At 72.0% G+C, this 21,075-nt stretch carries 17 protein-coding genes; 12 read left to right on the top strand and 5 right to left on the bottom strand.

Annotated features, from left to right (window positions below; translation table 11 throughout):
- Nucleotides 1-4: 4 nt before the first annotated feature.
- Nucleotides 5-3,013, bottom strand: coding sequence for a BTAD domain-containing putative transcriptional regulator (locus ABH920_RS43730; RefSeq protein WP_370355242.1), 3,009 nt, complete (start codon nucleotides 3,011-3,013; stop codon nucleotides 5-7).
- Between the two features lie 150 nt (nucleotides 3,014-3,163).
- Nucleotides 3,164-4,858, bottom strand: a complete 1,695-nt coding sequence (locus tag ABH920_RS43725) for a hypothetical protein (RefSeq protein ID WP_370355241.1) — start codon at nucleotides 4,856-4,858, stop codon at nucleotides 3,164-3,166.
- 189 nt (nucleotides 4,859-5,047) lie between these two features.
- Between ABH920_RS43725 and ABH920_RS43720 the strand changes: the two genes are divergently transcribed.
- The 8 genes from ABH920_RS43720 to ABH920_RS43685 all read left to right on the top strand — a co-directional run bounded on the left by ABH920_RS43720 (nucleotide 5,048) and on the right by ABH920_RS43685 (nucleotide 14,192).
- Nucleotides 5,048-5,347 (top strand): WXG100 family type VII secretion target, encoded by a 300-nt coding sequence (locus ABH920_RS43720; protein WP_370355240.1) that lies wholly within the window; start codon nucleotides 5,048-5,050, stop codon nucleotides 5,345-5,347.
- 40 nt (nucleotides 5,348-5,387) lie between these two features.
- Nucleotides 5,388-9,800: an FtsK/SpoIIIE domain-containing protein gene (locus tag ABH920_RS43715; RefSeq protein WP_370355239.1), complete on the top strand. Its 4,413-nt coding sequence runs from the start codon at nucleotides 5,388-5,390 to the stop codon at nucleotides 9,798-9,800.
- A complete protein-coding gene (locus ABH920_RS43710; protein ID WP_370355238.1) occupies nucleotides 9,800-10,084 on the top strand; it encodes a hypothetical protein in 285 nt (94 codons plus the stop codon). Before ABH920_RS43715 ends, ABH920_RS43710 begins: the two co-directional genes overlap by 1 nt.
- A gap of 16 nt (nucleotides 10,085-10,100) precedes the next feature.
- Entirely contained in the window at nucleotides 10,101-11,537 is a 1,437-nt protein-coding gene (locus ABH920_RS43705; protein ID WP_370355237.1) for a WXG100 family type VII secretion target, read from the top strand.
- 13 nt (nucleotides 11,538-11,550) lie between these two features.
- The gene (locus ABH920_RS43700) at nucleotides 11,551-12,288 is read left to right on the top strand and encodes a hypothetical protein (protein WP_370355236.1); all 738 of its coding nucleotides are present in this window, start codon (nucleotides 11,551-11,553) and stop codon (nucleotides 12,286-12,288) included.
- A complete protein-coding gene (locus ABH920_RS43695) occupies nucleotides 12,285-12,965 on the top strand; it encodes a hypothetical protein (RefSeq protein WP_370355235.1) in 681 nt (226 codons plus the stop codon). Before ABH920_RS43700 ends, ABH920_RS43695 begins: the two co-directional genes overlap by 4 nt.
- A gap of 60 nt (nucleotides 12,966-13,025) precedes the next feature.
- Complete coding sequence (locus ABH920_RS43690; protein ID WP_370355234.1) at nucleotides 13,026-13,325, top strand: DUF6412 domain-containing protein; 300 nt, start codon at nucleotides 13,026-13,028, stop codon at nucleotides 13,323-13,325.
- 81 nt (nucleotides 13,326-13,406) lie between these two features.
- Nucleotides 13,407-14,192 (top strand): YidC/Oxa1 family membrane protein insertase, encoded by a 786-nt coding sequence (locus ABH920_RS43685; RefSeq protein ID WP_370355233.1) that lies wholly within the window; start codon nucleotides 13,407-13,409, stop codon nucleotides 14,190-14,192.
- Here the strand turns inward: ABH920_RS43685 and ABH920_RS43680 are convergent.
- Complete coding sequence (locus ABH920_RS43680) at nucleotides 14,183-14,683, bottom strand: DinB family protein (protein ID WP_370355232.1); 501 nt, start codon at nucleotides 14,681-14,683, stop codon at nucleotides 14,183-14,185. The genes ABH920_RS43685 and ABH920_RS43680 overlap by 10 nt on opposite strands.
- Nucleotides 14,684-14,853: 170 nt before the next feature.
- Here ABH920_RS43680 and ABH920_RS43675 point away from each other — a divergent pair, with 170 nt between their 5' ends.
- Genes ABH920_RS43675 through ABH920_RS43660 form a run of 4 tightly spaced genes read left to right on the top strand, consistent with a single transcriptional unit; the run spans nucleotide 14,854 to nucleotide 18,924 of the window.
- Complete coding sequence (locus tag ABH920_RS43675) at nucleotides 14,854-15,816, top strand: metal ABC transporter solute-binding protein, Zn/Mn family (protein ID WP_370355231.1); 963 nt, start codon at nucleotides 14,854-14,856, stop codon at nucleotides 15,814-15,816.
- Between the two features lie 51 nt (nucleotides 15,817-15,867).
- Complete coding sequence (locus ABH920_RS43670; RefSeq protein ID WP_370355230.1) at nucleotides 15,868-17,127, top strand: metal ABC transporter ATP-binding protein; 1,260 nt, start codon at nucleotides 15,868-15,870, stop codon at nucleotides 17,125-17,127.
- Entirely contained in the window at nucleotides 17,117-18,019 is a 903-nt protein-coding gene (locus ABH920_RS43665; protein ID WP_370355229.1) for a metal ABC transporter permease, read from the top strand. Before ABH920_RS43670 ends, ABH920_RS43665 begins: the two co-directional genes overlap by 11 nt.
- Nucleotides 18,016-18,924 carry a metal ABC transporter permease gene (locus ABH920_RS43660; RefSeq protein ID WP_370355228.1) on the top strand — a complete coding sequence of 303 codons (909 nt, stop codon included), beginning with the start codon at nucleotides 18,016-18,018 and terminating at the stop codon, nucleotides 18,922-18,924. Before ABH920_RS43665 ends, ABH920_RS43660 begins: the two co-directional genes overlap by 4 nt.
- 13 nt (nucleotides 18,925-18,937) lie before the next feature.
- Here ABH920_RS43660 and ABH920_RS43655 read toward each other — a convergent pair whose 3' ends face one another.
- Together ABH920_RS43655 and ABH920_RS43650 are read right to left on the bottom strand one after the other, a co-directional pair.
- A complete protein-coding gene (locus tag ABH920_RS43655) occupies nucleotides 18,938-19,903 on the bottom strand; it encodes a hypothetical protein (RefSeq protein WP_370355227.1) in 966 nt (321 codons plus the stop codon).
- Nucleotides 19,904-20,043: 140 nt separating this feature from the next.
- Nucleotides 20,044-21,066: a nitronate monooxygenase gene (locus ABH920_RS43650; RefSeq protein WP_370355226.1), complete on the bottom strand. Its 1,023-nt coding sequence runs from the start codon at nucleotides 21,064-21,066 to the stop codon at nucleotides 20,044-20,046.
- Nucleotides 21,067-21,075: the final 9 nt, after the last annotated feature.

The following is a 21,075-nucleotide window of genomic DNA, read 5'->3' as shown; positions in this document are numbered from 1 at the left end:
GCGCTCACGCCGCCACGACGCTCCCCGCCAGCTGTAGATCCCCCAGGAACTCCAGAACTTCCTTCGCCTCCTCGGCCGCCAACTCCTGGAACTGCGCCAGCGCGCGCTTCGCCATCGCCGCTGCGGCGTCCCGCTCCAGCGACCGGACCCGCGCCAGCGCCAGCAGCGCCAGGCCCTCGTGGTAGCGGTCGCCGGCGGCCTGGGTCACGCGGAGTGCGCGCACCAGGCACGCCTGGGCGGCGACCGGGTCGCCGAGGCCGTTGCGGGCGAGGCCCAGGTTGATCAGCAGGTTCGCCTCCAACAGCGGGCTGCCGCAGGCGCGGGCCTCGACGAGTCCGGCCTCGGCGTGCGCGACCGCTTCGAGCCGGCGGCCGGTCTCGGTGTAGAGCTCGCAGAGCACGTCCTCGGCTGCCGCGCGCTGGTACGCGTCGTCACATTCGGCCGCCAGCGCCAGCGCCTCCAACCCGGCCGCCAGCCCCTGCTCGTACGCCTTCGAAGCCCGCATCACCGACGCCAGCGTGCTGAGCAGGCTCACGCGCAGCGGCGGTTCGTCGGCGGCGTCGAGCAGGTCCAGGGCCTTGCACAGGTCCGCGACGGCCGCGTCGGCCCGCCCGGTCCGGCAGTGCGCGACGCTCATATGGATCAGCAGCACGATCCGCGCCCGCCGGTCGCCCGACGCCTCGGCGGAACGCGTCGCGATCCGCAGCAGCTCCAGCCAGTCGGCCGCCGAGCCGCTGGCGTAGAAGTAGTCGAACATCAAGTACGTCAGCCGCCACGTCGACAGGTGGTCCGCCGACCGCGCCGTGCTGCGGATGAGGGCGCTGATGTTCGGCCACTCCTGTGCGCACCAGCGCAGCAGCTCGTCCTGGCCGGTGAAGGGCTGCGGCTCGTGGGGCGGGACATCGCCGGCCGCACCCGCGCCCACGCCCGCACCCGCGCCCACGCCCGCACCCGCACCCATGCCCGCACCCTCGCCGTCGCCGTCGCCGACAACCCGCCGCCGCCCCACACCCGCCATCTGCGAAAGCGTCACCGTGTACCAGCCACTCACCCGGTCCCGCGCCGCCCGCACCTCGTCGTCGCGCAGCCCCCGAGCCAGCTCCCTGATATACGTCCGCGTCAGATCGTGCATCGTATAGCGGTCGCCGTGCTGCTCCAGCAGATGCTGCGCAGTCAGCCGCTGCATCAGCTCCGAAGCCTGCGCCACCGGCACGTCCAGCAGCGCCGCCGCGCAGTACCGCGTCAGGTTCACCCCCGGAAACGCCCCCAGCATCCGGCAGGCACGCGCCGTATCCGCGTCCAGCGCATCGAACGAGCACGCCATGACGCTGCGCACCGAACACAGGTCGTCGTTCTCCAGCCGCAGCGTGTCCAGCCGCTGATGCGCGTCCTCCAGGCTCCCGACCAGGTCCGCGATCCGCCCGTCGGACACCGCCACCAGCTGCTCGGCCGCGATCCGCAGCGCGAACGGCAGGTGGTCGCACAGCTGCGCCAGCCGCCGCGCCGCCGGCGCCTCGGCGTTCACCCGCTCCGCGCCGACCGCGTCGGCCAGCAGCCCGAGCGCGTCGGCCACGGCCAGCGGGGCCAGCGTCACGCGCCGCGCCGCGTACTTCACCGCGAGCCGTCCCAGACGCTCCCGGCTGGTGACCATCACGAAGCTGGATCCCGTTCCCGGCAACAGGTCCTCGACCTGCTCGGCCGAGCGCGCGTTGTCCAGCAGCACCACCATGCGGCGCCCCGCGACGATGCTCCGCCACAGGGCCACGCGCTGCTCGTGCTCGGGCGGGACGGCCGCGACGCCGAGCGAGGCCAGCAGCTGGTGCAGCGCGGCCGATGGTGTGAGCGCGGGGTGCGTCGGGTCGAAGCCGCGCAGGTTGATGTAGATCTGGCCGTCCGGATACGCCTCGCGCAGCAGGTGCGCGCACCGCACCGCCAGCGTCGTCTTGCCGATTCCGCCGACGCCGACCACCATCACCACGCGCGGGGAGCAGGCTCCGTCGGCGCGCGCGTGGTCGAGCACCTGCCCGACGTCCTTGGCGCGGCCGACGAACGAGGCGCTGTCGTGGGGCAGCTGGGCCGGAACGGTCGGTCGGGCGGTCGCGTCGGCGATCGGACGAAGCAGCTCCTTGACCGGGCGCGGACCGGGACCGGCACCGTGACCGGGACCGGCGCCCTGACCGGCACGGAGGCCGGTTCCCAAACGCGGACCGGGACGACGCACGCGTGGCGCCTCCTGAGCCAGGATCGCCATCTGCACCGCCCGCGTCGAAGCCTCCGGCTCGATGCCGAGCTCGTCGGCCAGGACCCGATGCAGCATCTGGTACTGCGCCAAGGCGTCGGCGGTACGGCCGCTGCGGTGCAAGGCCATCATCAGCGCCGACCGCAGCCGCTCGTCGAAGGGATGCGCCCGGGCGTGCATGGCGAGTTCGTCGGCGGCGGCGGCGAGGTCGGCGGACCGGGCGTCGCCGACCTCCCCGGCGTCGATCATCAGCTCGGTGCGGTCCACCAGCAGGCGCAGCCGCATGTCGGCCAGCCGCGCACGCTGCTCGGCGGCGAACGGTCCCGGGAGGGCTTCCAACGGACGGCCGCTGCGCCACAGGGCCAGCGCGGAATCCAGCGCCGTGATCGCGCGGTGGCGGTCGCCGGCGTCTCGGGCGGTGCGTGCGGCCGCTGCGAACCGCTCGGCCCGGTTGAGGTCCAACGCGTCCGGGCTCAGGCGCAACAGGTAGCCGGAGCCGTTGCTGGCCAGAGGGTCGCCGAGGCCGAGCCCCGACAAAGCGCGCCGCAGCCCCGAGACGTAGGTGTGGAGGTTGCCCGCCGCGGTCATCGGGACGTCCTCGCCCCAGATGCGGTCGATCAGCTCTCCGCGCGCCACCACGGTGCCCGCGGCCATCGCCAGGGCGGCGAAGACCGCCCGCTGCTTCGGGGCGCCGATCGCGATCTCCCGCTCGTCGGCGAACGCCCGCAGCGGGCCCAGGACCTCGACGCGGAGGTGTCGACCACTGTCTTGCATGCGCACGTCCCTCCCCGACCGATCCGAGCCACGTCCGAATGTTGCTTCACTTGCGATTCGGAGTGGTATTCGCATTGTTTACGCTTGGATCGGTGTCAGGTCAAGATGTCAGCGGTCTGACGTGCGTTCCGTGGATGCCTGTCGGTCACCTCACGCGTGCTCCAGCGGCCGCTTCCCGTGCAGCCGCACCGGCTCGCCCAGCAGCCCGGTGTCCAGCGTCCCGGCGGCGTCGGCGACCAGGCGCCAGCTGGCGTTCTTCGGACTGCCCAGCACCAGGACCGACCAGCGGCCGTCGGCGGCGCCGGCCAGCGCGCCGACGCGTTCGGGTTCGCGGCCGCTCGGGGCGTGCGCCAGGACCAGCACTCCGCCGTCGGACTCGTCCAGGGTGGCGGCCGCGGCCTCGATGCTCGGGGCGTCCTCGACCCCCGGCAGTTCCTCGCCGGCGGAGCCGAAGCCGATGCGGAGCACCGCGGTGCCGCGGGACCAGGGGCTGCCGGCCAGCTCCCGGATCCAGTCCGCGACCAGGGGCTTGGTCAGGCGGGATTCGCCCTCCAGACTGATCATGCCGTGCGCCTCGGCCAGGTTCAGCAGGACCCTGCCCTGTTCGGTGTCGCCGGTGGAGACCAGGCGCGGGTACGGCGCGGGCAGCGCGTCGTCGACCGGCGCGCTCTGCAGCGCTCGCAGCGATGCCGACCACGAACGGCCCTGGTGCTCGGCGCTCCAGCCCTGCGGCGGCTGCTCGTCCGGGCGGGCCAGGCGCAGCGTGATGGTGTCGGTCCCGACCACGACCGCCGCGACCCCCGGCAGCGGGCGGTTGTGCTGCGCGCACGCGGTCGCCAGCGTTCGCAGGACCCGGTCGATGGTCCAGGCCGCGGCCTCGTCGCGGGGTGCGGCCGGTCCGGGACGACGTGTCCGGCGGGATCGCATTCCGGCTGCGAGCTTGGCGAACAGGCCGGCGCGCAGCGCCCACCACACCGCGCCGGCTATGAGCAGCAGGGGCAGCACGATCGCGAGGATCAGCGGCAGCGGGTTGCTGGAGGACTTCGTGGACGCCGAGGACGCCGAGGGCTGTGTCGAGGACGGGGCCGAAGCCGGAGCGGAAGCACTCTGCGAAACGCTTGCCGGAGCTGACGTCGGCGGTGCGGAAACAGAAGCCTGCGAGGGCGGTGGCTGCTGTCCGGTCCCGGCGCCGAGCTGGGGCAGCGGTCCGGCGATGACGCCGTCGCCCTGAGCGTTGTCCGGCAGTTGCACGAACCAGCCGGACTCGATCTTCGTCGCGTCGGCCAGCGTCTTTCCGGCGGGTTCCCGGCGTCCCTTGTTCAGCGCGAAGATCGCCTGCGCCTGGTTCGGGTTCCCCAGGAACCGCTGCGCGATCTCGGCCAGGGACTCCGGCTTGCCCTGGTAGCCGTTGCGGATCCAGTAGTACTTCACCGGCTGGCCCTGGGGATCGAAGTGCAGCACCGGAATCGCCCCGGTGATGACGCCGTCGCCCTTCGCCTCGTTCGGTAGTTGCAGCAGCCAGCCCGGCCGGATCACCGTCGGGTCGCTGACCGTGTTGCCGTCAGGCTCCTGACGGCCTTTGTTCAGGTTGAAGATGTCGGTCGCACGGTTGCCGTTGCCCAGGAGTCGCTGTGCGATCTCGTACAGGAACTCCGGTTGCCCCTGGTAGCTGCTGGACACCACGTAGTACTTCACGGCGGCCGGCGGGGCCTGGACGGCCGCCGCGGTCGCCGCGGTCGCCGGCTGGAGTCCGGCCAGCAGGACGAGCGCGGCCGCGACGGCGGACGTCAGGGTGCGGCGCAGCCAGCGTTCGCCCGCGGCCTTCCCCGCTCTGTTCACTGACATCTGCGTCTCCTCGGGTGCGGCGGGGCGTTCTTCGACGGGTGAATCGTTGGCCCGTCCGGTACGGGGTGTCAACGCAGGACCCTGGGTCCCTGGGCCCATAACCGCAGGCCAGAGGCTGGCTCGCGGCGGGGCGCGGCGCCTAGCGTGAGGCGGTGTCAGCCCAGACCACTTCGAAGGGAGCATCCACCGATGCCGAACCTCAACGTCACCTACGGGGAGATGTCGGATGCCGCGAGCCGGATGCGCAACGACAAGGCCGACATCGACTCCAAGATCGCCGAGTGCAAGAGCATCGTCGACCAGTTGACCGCCAGCGGCTTCGTCACCGACCAGGCCTCCGGCCGGTTCGACGAGGTGCACAACGAGTTCGTGACCTCCGCGAACCAGCTGATGGACTCGCTCGACCAGCTGTCGCAGTGGCTCGACAAGGCGGTCTCGGCGATGCAGGACATGGACACGCAGATGGCGCAGTCGCTGCCCCAGAAGTAGATCCAGACCGGCCGAACCAGGATTCGCGGAGGCGACCGCCATGCGCATGATGATCACCGTGGCCCGGCCCGCCGGCCCGGCGCACGACGTCGTGGTGGACGCCGATCCCGCGACGCCGGTCCGGGACGTCGTCAAGGGGCTGCTGGACGCGGTCGGCGCGGATGCCGGCGGCGCCGACGAGGCGGTCTTCCTTGACGGCGTCCGCCTCGACCTGTCCGCCCTGCTCGGCGCCGCCGGCATCCACGACGGCGCGGTGCTCTGGCTCGGCGCGCCCGGCCAGGGCAGCCAGAGCGCCGCCTCCGGCCTGGTCACCGTCCGCGCCGTCGCCGGCCTGGACAGCGGCCGGGTCTGGCATCTGAACGCCGGCGTGCACCAGATCGGCTCGGACCCCGCGTGCGCGGTCCGGCTCGGATCGGAGCAGCCCGGCGTCGTCGCGACGGTCCGGGTGAGCCTGGACGCCTCGGTCGTGATCCGGCCCGTCGCGCTGCGCGAGCCGCCGGAACTGGACCGCGTCCCGCTGCTCGACGCCGAGACCGTCTGGCCGGAGACCACGGCGCTGCGGATCGGCGACAGCAGGTACGAACAGGCCGCCGTCCGCCAGCCCGACGCGATGATCGAGGTCTCGCCGGAAGGGGAATGGCTCGATTACAACCGTCCGCCGCGGCTGCTGCCGCCCGAGGCCCGCACCTCCTTCCGGCTCCCCGCCGAGCCGCTCCCGGCCCGCCCGAGCCCGCTGCCGTGGATCACCGCGCTGCTGCCGGCCGGCCTCGGCCTGGTGATGATGACGGTGATGCACAACTCCAGCTATCTGCTGATGGCCGGGTTCTCGCCGGTGATGATGGTCGGCAACTGGCTCAACAGCCGCCGCACCGGCAAGATCGGCCAGCGCCGGATCCAGGCCGAGTACGTCGAACGGCTGGCCGCCGCCGAGCAGGACATCGGCCGCGCGATGGAGGCCGAGCGGCTGCGGTTGCGGGCCTCCAGCCCCGATGCCGCCGAACTGCTGCTGATCGCCACCGGCCCGCGCAGCCGGCTGTGGGAACGGCGCCGCAGCGACCCCGACCACCTGCTGGTCCGGGTCGGGCTGGCCGATCTGGACAGCTCGGTCGTCGTCGAGCAGGTGGACGGAGCGCAGCGCACCTCGCAGTACCGCGCCGCGCACGACGCCCCGGCGGCGTTCTCCATCGCACAGGCCGGCGTCGTCGGCGTGGCCGGACGCGGGGAGTGGCCCCGACGGATGGCCCGCTGGCTGGTCGGCCAGATCGCCGTCCTGCAAAGCCCGCGCGACCTCCAGCTCTACGTCCTCACCGACCCCGCCGGCGACAGCCTGTGGGACTGGGCCACCTGGCTCCCGCACGCCCGGCCCAGCCTGGGACAACGGGCCCTGACCCTCGTCGGCGCGGACGCCGAGACGCTGAGCCACCGCGTCGCAGAGCTCGGAGACCTGATCGCGGCCCGGCAGCGGTCCCGGCTGGACGCCGGCGCCGGCGCGGTCCGCGTCGACCCCGACATCGTCGTCGTGCTCGACGGCGCGCTGCGGCTGCGCGCGCTGCCCGGCGTCGTCACGGTCCTGCGCGAGGGCCCGGCGGTCGGCGTCTACAGCATCTGCGTCGACGCCGACGAGCGCACCCTGCCCGAGGAGTGCACCACGATCCTGGCCGGCGGCATCCCCGGCCGGCCGGTCGGCCTGCGCCAGCAGCGCGCCGCGCTGATCGAGCCGATCCTCGCCGACGAGGTGAGCGCCGACTGGTACCCGGTGGTCGGCCGCCGCCTGGCGCCGCTGCGCGACGTCAGCGAGGTCGCCGGCGGCGTGGCGCTGCCGGACTCGGCACGCCTGCTGGACCTGCTGGACCTGCGCGACCCGAGCCCGGCGGCGATCAGCGGACGCTGGCACGCCTCCGGCCGCAGCACCAAGGCGGTCATCGGCGCGTCCCTGGACGGCCCCTTCGCCCTGGACCTGGTCGCGCACGGCCCGCACGGCCTGGTCGCCGGGACCACCGGCTCGGGCAAATCAGAGTTCCTGCAGAGCCTGGTCGCCTCGCTGGCGGTGGCCAACCGGCCGGACGCGATGACCTTCGTGCTGGTCGACTACAAGGGCGGCGCCGCGTTCAAGGACTGCGTCGACCTGCCGCACACCGTCGGCATGGTCACCGACCTGGACACGCACCTGGTCGAGCGCGCGCTGACCTCCCTGGGCGCCGAGCTGACGCACCGCGAGCGGCTGCTGGCCGCGGCCGGCGCCAAGGACCTGGAGGACTACCTCGACTACGCCACCCGGCGCCCCGAGCTGGCCCCGATCCCGCGGCTGCTGATCGTGATCGACGAGTTCGCCTCAATGGTCCGCGAGCTGCCGGACTTCGTCACCGGCCTGGTGAACGTCGCCCAGCGCGGCCGGTCCCTGGGCATCCACCTGATCCTGGCCACGCAGCGGCCCTCCGGCGTGGTCTCGGCCGAGATCCGCGCCAACACCAACCTGCGGGTGGCGCTGCGCGTGACCGACGCGGGGGAGAGCACCGACGTCATCGACGCCCGGGACGCCGCGAACATCTCTCAGGCCCACCCCGGCCGCGCCTACGCACGCCTCGGCCACAGTTCGCTGCTGCCGTTCCAGACCGGCCGCGTCGGCGGACGACGTCCCAGCAAGGACCGGTCCGTCGCCGCCCCGGCACCGTTCCTGCGCCCCGTCGGCTGGCTGGACCTGGGCCGTCCGGCACCCGAGCGGCCCGCCGCGGCCGCCGAGACCGACGTGGTCACCGACCTGTCGGTGCTGGTCTCCGCCCTTCGGCAGACCACTGATCTGCTCGGCCTGCCCGACCAGCGCCGGCCCTGGCTGCCGCCGCTGCCCCTCGCCCCGGTCGTGGAGCTCGCCGCCGAACCGACCACCGCCGACTCCGGCGAGCCGGTGTTCTCCTGGGCCATCCAGGACCTCCCGGCGGCCCAGCAGCAGGAACCGGTCACCTTCGACCTGGCCACCTTCGGCCATCTGCACATCATCGGTGCGCCCCGCTCGGGCCGGTCGCAGGCGCTGCGCACCATCGCCGCCGCCGCGGCCAGCGCGGCCTCGGTGCCCGACCTGCACCTGTACGGACTGGACTGCGGCAACGGCGCGCTGCTCCCGCTGAGCAAGTTCCCGCACTGCGGCGCGATCGTGCAGCGCTCGGAGACCGAACGCGCCTCCCGGATGCTGAAGCGGCTGCACGGCGAGGTGATGAACCGGCAGCGGATCCTCGGCGAGGGCGGCTTCGCCGACGTCACCGAACAGCGCCAGGCCAGTGCCCCCGGCGAGCGGCTGCCGCACATCCTGCTGCTGCTGGACCGCTGGGAAGGCTTCATGGGCACGCTCAGCGAGCACGACAACGGCTCGCTGACCGACATCATCCACACCCTGATGCGCGAGGGCGCCAGCGTCGGCGTGCACGTGGTGATCGCCGGCGACCGCACCCTGATGTCCGGCCGGATCAGCTCCCTGACCGAGGACAAGCTGGTGCTGCGGCTGCCCGACCGCACCGACTACTCACTCGTCGGCCTGAACCCGCGTACCATCCCGGAGAACATGCCGCCCGGCCGCGGCTACCGCTCCGCCGGCGCGGTCGAGACCCAGGTCGCGCTGGTCGCCGCCGACGCCTCCGGACCGGCCCAGGTCGCCGCGCTGCGCGCGCTGGCCGCCCGGCTCGGCGAGCGCGAGGCCGACGTGCCGAAGAGCCTGCGCCCGGGCCGGATCGCGGTGCTGCCCGCGCAGCTGACCTTCGAAGAGGCCTGGGGATACCTGGAGGGCGAGCGCGATTCGAGCGAGGCAGGTCGCGGGCAGGCGCAGCAGCCGTGGGCGCTGCTCGGCGTCGGCGGCGACGAGCTGGAACCGGTCGGCGCGGCGCTGTTCGAGGACCGACCGACGTTCCTGATCGCCGGGCCCTCCGGCTCCGGGCGCAGCACGGCGCTCGCGGTGATGGCCGAATCGCTGCTGCGCACCGGCGCGGAGATCGTGATCGGCGCGCCGGGCGTGTCGCCGCTGACCGCGCTGGCCGGCCGGCCGGGCGTGCGCGGCGTCGTGAACGCCCCGGACCCGGTCGAGGAGGAGCTGGCCGAGCTGCTCGACCCCGGCGAGGGCCCGGTGGCGCTGATCCTCGACGACGGCGAGGCATGGCGCGAGTGCCGGGCCCGGGAATGGCTGCGCGCCTACGTCCGCACCGGTTCGGGCCGCCGGCGCGGCCTGGTCCTGGGCGGCGAGATCGGCTCGGTCGCGATGGGCTTCTCCGGCTGGCAGGCCGAGGTGAAGAAGAACCGGCGCGGGGCGCTGCTGTCCCCGCCGGAGCTGAGCAACGGCGACCTGGTCGGCATCCGGCTGGCCCGCTCGCAGCTGGCGCCGCGCGTGGTGCCCGGCGCCTGCCTGGTCCACCTCGGCGACGGCGTCCTCATCACCGCGCAGATCCCCACCCTGAAACCGAAGGAGGGCTGATGGCCGACCTCATCGTCCGCGACGACCTGGTGAGCCTGGTCAGCGATCTCAATTCCCTGATCGGCGAGTTCGAGGGCGCGCTGGACGTCCAGAACGAGGACAAAGGCCTGTGGGGCCAGAAGAACGCCAACCTGTCCATGGGCGACTTCGCCGCCAACTGGCGCATCCACCGCGACGCGATGGTCAAGGACATGAAATCGCTGCGCGACTCGGTCGACAAGGTCAACCAGGCCTGGCAGCAGGCCGACCAGCAGCTCCACGACAGCCTGAACCAGCAGTCGTGAGCCGGCAGGAGGAATCGTGAGCATCCGCAACCTCGACGGCTGGGACGCCCTGGGCCTGGACTCCGACCCGGTCTACGCCGACCCGGACGCGGTGGCCGAGGCCCAGACGCACTACCAGAACGTCGCCGCCACCATCGACGACGCCGTGTCCCGCCTGCAGAAGGTGATGGACGACAACGCCGAAGGACTCGTCGGCCAGTACATCGACGGCCTGCGCAAGACCGCCGGCGATCTGCACGACAAGCTGCAGAAGGCCGGCGTCCGCTACCACGACGTCGCCGACCAGATCAAGATCTACGAGACGCCGCTGCAGACCGGCCTGGACGAGACCGCCGGGGCGCTGAACGACGCGAAGACCGCCGTCGGCGATCAGAAACAGGCCAGCTCCATGCCGGACCCGCAGAAGGCCTCCGACGGCACCACCACGCCGGAGGAGCAGAAGAAGGGCACTGACAAGACCAACGCCGAGAACCAGGCCAACGACGCCCTGACCGCCGCCAAGAACCGGCTGAACACCGCGCTGGACGACCTGAACACGGCCGGCAAACGGTTCGGCGACGCCGTCAACAGCAAGAACTACAACGACGGGCTCAGCGATACCTGGAAAGACAAGATGGACGAGATCCTTGGCTGGTTCAGCAAGATCCTCGGCTACATCGGCATGGCCCTCGGCGCGATCGCGCTGCTGATCCCGGGACTGGACGTGGTGGTGCTGGCCGGGGTGGTGGTCGGCGCCGCGTCGTTGATCGTCAACTCGATCCTGTACGCGGACGGCAAAGGCAGCGTGCTGGACGTGGTCTTCGGCGCGATCGGGCTGGGGCTGGGATTCATCGGGGTCGGCGCCTCCCAGCTCGCGAAGGGCCTGGCCTCCGACGCCAAGGCGCTGTCCGGGATCACCGGCCGGCCCGGCGCCCCGCAGCTTGGCTTCGCCGACAACACCTTCGGCGGGTCGTTGAACCACATCCCGCTGCGCCCCATCGGACCGGCGCCGTCGACCATGAACGACCAGTTCCTCATCGACCCGGTGAGCAACGCGGCCTCCAAGTGGTCCCACATGTCCGACTGGTACAACAACCCGGTCACCAACAAGGCCCTGGGCTGGCTCGGCGGCCAGCTGGGGAAGCTGCCCGGCGACTGGGGCCGGTTCGGCAGCATGATGGGCTCCCAGCCCGAGATCGGCTTCTGGGGCTCGGCCGGCAAGCAGATCGGCGACGCCTGGAACATGTGGAAGGGCCTGGGCACCAACCCGCTGAAGTCCATCGCCGACTGGGCCGGCGTGCTCGGCGGCTGGAGCGGCTACAAGGGGCTGTCCGGGGTGCTGGGCGCCGTCGGCGGCAAGATGAATCCGGCCTGGTACGTCTGGGGCGGCTTCAACGGGCTGTTCGGCCTGGGCATCGGGATCTCCTACACCGGCGGCCGGGAATCCGGCCTGATCCCCGCAGTGAACCCGTGAGGAGGCGACGGCCGTGACAGTGGACGACGAGACTGCCGAGATCACAGTGCCCTGGTTCTGGGGCGGCGTCCCCGAACCGGACGCTTCAGAAGACCAACGGCGGGCCTGGGCCGACCGCCTGGTCACGATGTTCGACGAATGGACCCGCGACGGCTGGGACGAGAGATTCCGCGCGAGCTGGATCGCCGAAGGCGGCCTGCCGGAGGACTACCCCTTCACCGCCGAGAACGTCGGCCGCGGCATCGCGCGCTGGCTCACCGACCGCGCCGCCACCCTCCCGGACTGGCAGCGCATGGCCTGGGGCACCGCCTTCGTCCAGGGCTGGCCGCGCTGGTCCCCGGTGCCGGTGGTGGTCGAGTACCGGGCCCCGGTCGCCGACGACCCGATCTACCTGATGGAGCTGGTCGGCGCGGGATCCGGTGCCGAGGCCGGTCCCGACGACGTCACCGACCGGCAGATCGAGTACGTCACCACGCCGTACGGCGACGGACTGCGCGTGCTCAGCGTCCAGCGCACTCCCGACCGCCTCGCCTACGGCCGCCTCGACGCCGCGATGCGCCTGGACTGGCCGGCCGCCGGGGATCGGCCGGCGGCGCGCGTCGACGTGCTCCTGACCACGCGCGTGATGGACCTGCAACTGCTTGCGCTGATCGGTCCGGGCGTGGAGGGGCTGATGCAGCAGATCGCCGAGAACCCGAAGCCGATGAGCACACCGACTCCGACCGCGATTCCGGAAGGCGCAGCCCGATGATCGACGTCGAACTGGTACTGCCGGCCGGCTGGGCCGTGCTGCCCACCGCCCCCGACACCGAGCGCGTCCGGAAATGGGCCGTCGACCGCATCGTCGCGCGCGCCCTGCCGTCCACCCTGCCCCGCGACAGCGCCGAACCCTGGCGCCGCGAACTGCGCAAGCAGCTCACCGCCGCGACCGACGAGGCCGGCCGCCAGGGCGCGCGCTGGGTGGTGCTGCCGCTGCGGGAGTTCAACGGGACCCGGATCCCGGGCTCGCTGCTGCTGACGATCCTGGAGGACCAGGATCCGCAGGACCCCGAGCAGCTGCTGGCCTCGATCCTGGACGACGCCGGGCCGGACGGCACCTGCCTGGACGTCGGCGGCTCCACCGCGGCCCGGATCTCGGCGGTGATCCGGCAGGAGATGTACGGCAGGCAGACGGCGGCGGTGCGGGTGTCGTACTACCTGCCGCATCCGGAGCGCCCGGGGGTGTGGGGGCTGGTGACGTTCTCGGTGGTGGCCGGGGACGACGTCGAGGATCCGGTCGTGCGCGGGATCGTGTTCCTGTTCGACACGATCGTCTCCACGCTGCGCTGGGTGAACCGCGCTGCGGCACCTACTCAGGACGAGGTGTTGGCGATGGTCACCGCGACGGTGGAGGAGCTGGAGGGGGTGCCCGAGCCGCAGACGGCTTGATCTTGGGGTGCGCCACATCGAACGATCCGTAGTCGCGCTCGCAGTTGTACCCTGAGCTCTGTGACGCATCGAGGAGCGACCGCCGCGAGCCTGCTCGCCGCGTTCGTCACGCTCCTGGTGCTGCTCGGCGGCCAGAACACGGCCGTGCTCGTCGCGTCGGCGACCGCCCTGACGCTGCTCGCCGCCGCGTTGCGGGGCAGCGTGCTCGCGGTGCTGATGGCCGGTACGACGATGGCCGCGCAGACCGCCGCGGCCGCGCGTTCCTCGCTGCGGGACACCGCGTTCCTGCCGCAACGCGATCCCGACGCCGCCGGCAAGCCTCATCCACGAGCGCCAGGAATGAACCCTGTGACCGTCTGACCGGTTGTTCTTCGCACCGGCCGCACGGTCCATCTCGCTGATCTCATTCATCCGCAAGATGTCCCGAAGGGTTCGTCCTCCATGCCGTTCTACTCGTTGTTCACGCCTGCCATCGTCGCCGCCTACCACGCCGTCACCGGCCTGTCGGTCATGCTCGTCCCCGTCCTCGGCGGCCTGGGACCGGCGGTGGCGATCGTCATGTTCACCGCTGCGGTCCGCCTGTGCCTGCATCCGTTGAACCGCGCGCAGATGAACGCACAGCTGGCCTCGCAGAAGGGCCGGGCCGCGCTGGCCCCGGCCGTGCAGAAGCTCCAGCGCACGTACAAGCACGACCCGCTGCGGGCCCAGCGCGAGACCGTCGAGCTGTACCGGGCCAACGGCGTGAAGCTGGTGCCGGGGATCGGCCTCGGACTGGTGCAGATCCCGGTGTTCTTCGTGGTGTACCGGCTGTTCGTGTCGCCGACGATCGGCGGGCACCACAACCGGCTGCTCACCGACCAGCTGTTCGGCGTCGGCCTCGGCTCGCACTTCCGCGACGCGTTCAGCGCCGCCGGCTCACCGGCCGTCCTCGGCCACGTCGCGGTCTTCACGGTCCTGCTCGCCGCGCTGGCGGCGCTCGCCACGTGGTCCTCGCGCCGGATGCGGCAGAGCACTGCGGGCGACGCCGCGGCTTTCGGCATGCCTACCGCCGGTACACCTACCGCCGGCGCGCCGACAGCCGGCGTCACGAAGCTGATGGCCCTGTTGCCGTACTTCACGGTCCTCGGGGCCTTCGTGCTCCCGCTGGCCAGCAGTCTCTACGTCGCGACAACGACGCTCTGGACGCTGGTGGAGCGGCGGCGCCTGCTCCAGCCGACTCAGTCCTGAACGATCCACTGCGCGCCGTCGATCAACTCCCGCACCACATCCAGATGCCCGGCATGCGTCGCGGTCTCGGTGATGTGGTGCAGGACGATCTGCCGCACCGAATCCAACCGCCACTCGCCGAACACGTACTCAGGCCACCACGCGGGAGCGGCATCGAGATCGCACTCGGCCAACACGTCATCGGCCAACGCGGCCTCCGCCCGATACCGCGCGAAGACCTCCCCGGCCGCCACCCCGGGATCAAGCCGCTGCCACCCATTGGGCTCCCGCCGCTCCACCGCAGCGATGACCTCCGGATCCCGCTCGATGACCCCACGGAACCAGAAGCGCTCGTCGTCGTAGGTCAGGTGACTCACCAACGCCAGACACGTCCACCCCGAAGGCAGAACAGGCCGCCGCAGAGCCTCCTCGTCCAACCCCTCCAGCGCCCCGAGCACATGCTCACGCTGAATGCGCAGGTAGCGGAGGAGATTCGCACGCTCATCACTCATCCGCCGAACTTTAGAGGAGCCCGCCGACGGACCGGCCCGACCGCGCCCTGCGCGCCGTCCCCGTGGTCTCTTCGCCACCCACCGTGACCTTGCCAACTGGAAACGATTTTCATATGCTTCCCTTATCGGGACTTGAAAACGGTTTTCATCATCAAGGAGGGGGGCTCACCATGACCAAGAACACCACCAAGAGCCTGAAGCGCGTCACCGGGGGTGTGCTGGCCATCGGCGCGGCGGCGGCGCTGACCGCCGGGTGCTCGACCAAGTCGGCGGCTCCCGCGAGCCAGCCTGCCGGGGCCGTCGGGTCGTCGGCGAAGATCGCGGTCGTGGCCGCGGAGAACTTCTGGGGCTCGGTCGCGTTGCAGCTCGGTGGGGCGCACGTCACCGAGACGTCGATCATCACCAACCCCGACACCGACCCGCACTCCTACGAGGCGACCCCCAACGACGCCAAGCTCATCTCCGGTGCGCAGCTGTTCATCCAGAACGGCATCGGCTATGACACCTCCTGGGCCCCCGGCCTGGTCAAGGCCAACCCCGCCTCGGGACGCGCGGTGCTGACCGTCGGTGACGTCGTCGGCCTCAAGGACGGCGACAACCCGCACCAGTGGTACTCCCACGACAGCGTCTACAAGGTCATCGACGCGATCGTCGCCGAGTACAAGAAGCTGGATCCGGCCGACGCCGCCTACTTCGACACCCAGAAGCAGACCTTCGAGACCACCACGCTGGCCACCTACAACCAGCTCGAGTCCGACATCAAGACCACGTACGCCGGCGTCCCGATCGGCGCCTCGGAGTCCATCGTCTCGCCGCTGGCCGACACGCTCGGTCTGAAGATGCTCACGCCCTACTCCTTCCTCAAGGACATCTCCGAGGGCACCGATCCCTCCGTCGCCGACAAGACCGCCATCGACGGCCAGATCAAGGGCAAGCAGATCAAGGTCTACGTCTACAACTCCCAGAACTCCACGCCGGACATCGCCGCTCAGGTCGCCGAGGCCAAGGCCGCCGGCATCCCGGTGACCACCGTGACGGAAACCCTCGCGCCGGCGTCCGCTACCTTCCAGGACTGGATGGTCGGGGAATTGCAAGGGCTGAAGGCGGCGCTGGCACAGGCGACGGGCCGGTAGGAACGGCAAGAAGCGGCGGAGACGACGACGGCGATGGATGCGGTGGAAGCAGTGAGTACGGATACGGATACGAATTCTGAAGCGGTCGCCGCAGCATTCGAGGGCGAGAACATCGCGCCCCGCGAGAGCACCGCGACCGGCGGGAACCTTGCGACCGGCAACAAGGCCGCGACCGGCGAGGACATCGCGACCGGCAACAACATCGCGCCCCCGGAACCCCAGCTCTGCAACGCCGGCGACACCCCCGTCGCAGTCGTCGAACTCCGCGGCGCCTCCGCCGCCGTCGGCGGCCGCACGCTCTGGGGCGGCGTCGACCTCACCGTCGACTGCGGCGAGTTCGTCGCCGTCCTGGGCCCCAACGGCGTCGGCAAGTCCACCCTCATCAAAGTCCTGCTCGGCGTCCTGCCCGCGGCCGCCGGCGAGGTCCGCGTCCTGGGCCAGCGCCCCGGCGCGGCCGGCGCGCAGATCGGCTACCTCCCGCAGCGCCGCTCCTTCGACGCCTCGCTCCGCATCCGCGGCGTCGACGTCGTCCGCCTCGGCCTGGACGGCGACCGCTGGGGCGTCCCGCTCCCGGGCACCCGCCGCTTCGGCGCCCGCCGCCGCGCCGAGCAGGAACGCGTCCGCGAGGTCATCGACCTGGTCGGCGCCTCGGCCTACGCGCACCGTCCGATCGGCGAGTGCTCCGGCGGCGAGCAGCAGCGCCTGCTGATCGCCCAGGCGCTGGTCCGCCGGCCCCGACTGCTGGTCCTCGACGAGCCGCTGGACTCCCTGGACCTGCCGAACCAGGCGGCGGTCGCGGCCCTGATCGGACGCATATCCCGGTCCGAGGACGTCGCGGTCGTGATGGTCGCCCACGACGTGAACCCGATCCTGCCCTATCTCGACCGGGTCGTGTACCTGGCCGACGGCGGCGCCGCCTCCGGCACCCCGGAGGAGGTCATCACCACCGAGACCCTCTCGAACCTGTTCCGCACCCCGGTCGAGGTGCTGCGCGCCTCCGACGGCCGGCTGGTCGTGGTCGGCGGCCCCGAGGCCCCGGCCCTGCACTCCGACCGGCACGGGCACGACCCGCACGCCGGGCACGACCCGCGCGTCGGCGTGCGCCGCGTCATCGGCCCGGGCGCCACCACCGGCCACGGCACCAGCACCAGCACCAGCACCGGCGTCGGCGTCGCCACCAGCACCAGCACCAGCACCGGCGTCGGCGTCGCCACCAGCACCAGCACCAGCACCGGCACCGGCACCGCCACCCCGGCACCGCCCACCCCGGCCACCCCCGCCCCCCGATCGGGGGCCGACGATGTCCGCTGACGCAGGCCTCTCCTGGAACCCGATCACCGACATCACCCAGATGTGGCAGCTCGACTCGATGGTCAACGCCTACCGGGCGGGCACCATCGTCGCCATCCTGGCCGCCGTCGTCGGCTGGTTCATGGTCCTGCGCCGCCAGACCTTCGCCGGCCACACCGTCGCCCTCGCCGGCTTCCCCGGCGCGGCGGCGGCCGTCTTCCTCGGCGTCAGCGCCTCCTGGGGCTACTTCGGCTTCTGCGTCGGCGCCGGCGCCGTGATCGCGGCCCTGGCCCGCAACGGCAAGGGCGGCCTGGCCGAGGAGTCCGCGCTGACCGGCATCGTCCAGTCCTTCACCCTGGCCTGCGGGATGCTGTTCGTGGCCCTGTACAAGGGCTTCCTCAACGGCGTCAACTCCCTGCTGTTCGGCAGCTTCCTCGGCGTCACCCCCGGCGACATCGCGGTCCTCGCGGTGGTCGCCGTCGTGGTCCTGGCCGCGATGGCCCTGATCGGACGCCCGCTGCTGTTCGCCTCCGTCGACCCCGCCGTCGCCGCCGCCCGCGGCGTCCCGACCCGGGCCCTGGGCGTGCTGTTCCTGGTCCTGCTCGGCGCCACCACCGCCGAGGTCTCGCAGATCACCGGCTCGCTGCTGGTCTTCGCACTCCTGGTGATGCCCGCCGCCACCGCGCAGCGGATCACCGCACGCCCCGCGCTGAGCCTGCTCCTGTCCGTGGTCTTCGGGCTGCTCGTGACCTGGTTCGGCCTCGGCGCGGCGTACTTTTCGCCGTACCCGATCGGGTTCTGGATCACGACGTTCGCGTTCGGGTGCTACCTGCTGGCGAACGTCTACGGCTTCGTCACGCGCTGGCGCGGGACCGGCCGCCGCCACGTCGTGGAAGTCCTGGGGGCCTCATGAGCATGTTCAGCCATCCCTTCATGATCTACGCGCTGCTCGGCGGCACCGGCATCGCGGCCGCCTGCGGCGCGGTCGGGTTCTTCCTCGTGCTGCGCGCGCAGGTCTTCACCGGCGACGCCCTGTCGCACGTCGCGTTCACCGGCGCCCTGGCTGCCCTGGCCTTCGGCGTCGACCTGCGGATCGGCCTGTTCGCCGCGACGATCGCCGTGGCCCTGCTGCTGGGCGCCCTGGGCCGCCGCGGCCGCGCCGACGACGTGGTGATCGGCAACGTCTTCGCCTGGATCCTCGGCCTCGGCGTCTTCTTCCTGACGATGTACACCACCGACCGCTCCGGTTCCGGCAACGGCTCGGCGACGATCAACGTGCTGTTCGGCTCGATCCTCGGGCTGTCGTCGAGCCAGGCGCAGACCGCGCTGTGGATCGGCGTCGGCGTGGTCGCGGTCCTGCTGGTCATCGCCCGCCCGCTGCTGTTCGCGACGCTGGACGAGGCCGTGGCCGCGGCCCGCGGCGTGCCTGTCAGGGTCCTGGGATTCCTGTTCCTGGCCCTGGTCGGCGCGGCCACCGCCGAGGCCACCCAGGCCGTCGGCGCGCTGCTGCTGCTCGGCCTGGTCGCGGCCCCGGCCGGCGCCGCGCTGGTGCTCACCGACCGGCCGTTCCGCGGGCTGGGCCTGGCGATCGCGCTGGCGGTGGGGGAGATGTGGGCCGGCCTGACGCTGGCCTACTTCGTCCCGCGCATGCCGCCGAGCTTCTCGATCACCGCGGTCGCCACCGTCGTCTACGCGGCGGCGATGATCTACCGCTCGCTGAGCCGCCGGCGTGCGGTCGTGCCCACGGCCGCCGCTGCGACGACCGCCGCCACTGCCACGACGGCCGCGACAGCTGCGGCCGCCGTCGTGAACGCCTAAGCCACCGGGTCCGTCACGTCCACGGCGGCGTCGGGAACCACAGGTAGTTCAAACGGTGCAGCACCCGCACGTCCCAGTACAGCACCGTGAAGAAGCCGGCGATCAGGAACGTGGTCGCCGTCAGGACACTGGCTCGCGTCGGGTTCGCGGCCAGGTAGCGCTGGACGCGTCCGCCCAGGCCGTAGGACAGCAGCAGGAACAGCGTCGCCATCACGATGATGTTGCCGATGGACTGGAGCGTGAAGGCGACGGCGCCGTAGAGCGGGTTGTGGGTGTTCGCCGCGTGCTGGAACATCTTGTGGAACAACGGATACGGCCGCCCGATCAGGAACCCGCCGATCAGCACTCCCATCAGGATCAGCGGGGCGTTCGGGAAGCGCCGCGACACCCGCGCCAGCGGATCCCTGACGACGCCGAGCGCGGCCAGCCCCATGACGATCATGACCGCCCCGACCACCCCGAAGGCGATCATCGACTGCGCGGTCCGCGGCGTGATCCCGTGCCCGCTCGCGTTCGAGTACTGCGGCATCCGCGTCCCGACGACGCCGACGATGGCCCCGTAGAGCGCCGACACCGGCACCATGCCGACGGTCAGCCACCCCACCGGCCGCAGCGTCTGCAGGAACTTGGTCCGCCGGCCCTCCGCGCGTCCCACCAGCGGCCCCACCGCCCCGAACACTGCCACGTTGCACGCGGTGAACGACCCGGCCAGGCCGGAGACGAAGGCGAAGACGATGCCGGAGGCGATGCTGCCGATCGGGGCGGTGGAGGCAGAGTGGCCGAGCATGGCGTCGGCGGAGTTGAAGCCGATGGTCTCGTCCGCCAACGACGCCGACCACAAGTAGGACAACAGGAAGCCGCCCAGCGCTCCGACGAGGAAGCACAGGGCGCGGTGGCGCGGGAACCAGCCGTTGACGAACAGCGAGGTCTGGGGCGCGGGCGGGGAAGCGGGGGTCTCGGACACGGTGAGGGAACTCACGGGGCCTCCGGCACGATCGGGGTCGGGGGCGCGCGGGATGGTGCACGCGAAGTGAGTGTCCGATCGCAGCGGGTTCCGGGCGTCTCTCAAAATGCTGAGTCTTGTGGCAAAAATGCCTGGCCATGCCAGGCCGCTGACGGCTACAAGGTTTCGGCCAGCCCCCGAATCACTTCACCCGCCGACCCTTCCCGTGCGGCCCGGAACCCGGTGCCGGCCCACAGGTGCAGCCGGTCCGGATCCCCGGCCTTCGCAGCAGCCTGACGCAGCGGCCGGGTCAGGTGGTGGATCGCCGGGTAGCCGTGGGGCGCCGTGGCCTCGTGGCGGTCGATGAAGGCGTTGCGCAGGCCGCGTGCCGGGCGTCCGGTGAAGGCGTGGGTGATCGTGGTCTCGGTGAAGGCCGGGTTCGCGAGCGCGTCCTTGTGGGTCTGCGAGGCCCCCGACTCGGTGGTGCGCAGCAGCAGCGTCCCGACCGCGACCGCCTCGGCGCCGGCCTGAAACAGGGCACGTACATCCTCGCCGCCGGCCACGCCACCGCCGGCCACGACCGGCAGTTCCACCGCCGCCAGGACCTCGCGCACCAGATCCGGCGCGCTCACCGAGGTCAGGGCGCGCAGCGGGTCGTACGTGCCGCTGTGCCCACCGGCCGCCGGCGCCTGGACCACGAGCCCGTCGACCCCCGCGTCGCGGGCGGCCCGGGCCTCCGCCGCGGTCGTCACCGTCGCCAGCACCCGGCTCCCGGCACGGCGCAACGCCGCGATGTCCCGGGCGTCCGGCAACGCGAACGTCAGCGACACCACCGACACCGGCTCGGCGAGCAACAGCGCCAGCTTGTCGGACCACGCGTCATCGTCGTCGAGGACCGGGACGGGATTCACGTCGGCCCCGAGCCGCGCCGCCTCCGGTGCCACCTCGGCGGCGTAGGCGCGGAACGCGGCCTCGTCGACGGCCCCGGGGCCCGGCACGAACAGGTTCACACCGAACGCCCCGCCGAACTCCCGGACCTGCCGCATTTCTGCCGCCAGCGCGTCGGCCGTCTTGTAGCCCCCGGCCAGGAACGGGAACGCCCCGGTTTTGAGCACCGCCTCGGCCAGCGTGACCGTGGTCGGACCGCCCGCCATCGGCGCCGCCACGATCGGCAGATCAGACTCCAGCAGCCCGGCCATGGACGCCGT

It is taken from the genome of Catenulispora sp. EB89, assembly GCF_041261445.1.
Taxonomy (GTDB): domain Bacteria; phylum Actinomycetota; class Actinomycetes; order Streptomycetales; family Catenulisporaceae; genus Catenulispora.
The sequence above is the reverse complement of the archived record's forward strand: the minus strand, read 5'-3'. Positions and strand labels throughout refer to the sequence as shown.

What these genes read in the sequence shown, in the direction of transcription:
- ABH920_RS43730 (WP_370355242.1), bottom strand. Translation starts at nt 3,013, where the DNA reads ATGCAAGACAGTGGTCGACACCTCCGCGTCGAGGTCCTGGGCCCGCTG.
- ABH920_RS43725 (WP_370355241.1), bottom strand. Translation starts at nt 4,858, where the DNA reads ATGTCAGTGAACAGAGCGGGGAAGGCCGCGGGCGAACGCTGGCTGCGC.
- ABH920_RS43720 (WP_370355240.1), top strand. Translation starts at nt 5,048, where the DNA reads ATGCCGAACCTCAACGTCACCTACGGGGAGATGTCGGATGCCGCGAGC.
- ABH920_RS43715 (WP_370355239.1), top strand. Translation starts at nt 5,388, where the DNA reads ATGCGCATGATGATCACCGTGGCCCGGCCCGCCGGCCCGGCGCACGAC.
- ABH920_RS43710 (WP_370355238.1), top strand. Translation starts at nt 9,800, where the DNA reads ATGGCCGACCTCATCGTCCGCGACGACCTGGTGAGCCTGGTCAGCGAT.
- ABH920_RS43695 (WP_370355235.1), top strand. Translation starts at nt 12,285, where the DNA reads ATGATCGACGTCGAACTGGTACTGCCGGCCGGCTGGGCCGTGCTGCCC.
- ABH920_RS43685 (WP_370355233.1), top strand. Translation starts at nt 13,407, where the DNA reads ATGCCGTTCTACTCGTTGTTCACGCCTGCCATCGTCGCCGCCTACCAC.
- ABH920_RS43680 (WP_370355232.1), bottom strand. Translation starts at nt 14,683, where the DNA reads ATGAGTGATGAGCGTGCGAATCTCCTCCGCTACCTGCGCATTCAGCGT.
- ABH920_RS43675 (WP_370355231.1), top strand. Translation starts at nt 14,854, where the DNA reads ATGACCAAGAACACCACCAAGAGCCTGAAGCGCGTCACCGGGGGTGTG.
- ABH920_RS43665 (WP_370355229.1), top strand. Translation starts at nt 17,117, where the DNA reads ATGTCCGCTGACGCAGGCCTCTCCTGGAACCCGATCACCGACATCACC.
- ABH920_RS43660 (WP_370355228.1), top strand. Translation starts at nt 18,016, where the DNA reads ATGAGCATGTTCAGCCATCCCTTCATGATCTACGCGCTGCTCGGCGGC.
- ABH920_RS43650 (WP_370355226.1), bottom strand. Translation starts at nt 21,066, where the DNA reads ATGGCCGGGCTGCTGGAGTCTGATCTGCCGATCGTGGCGGCGCCGATG.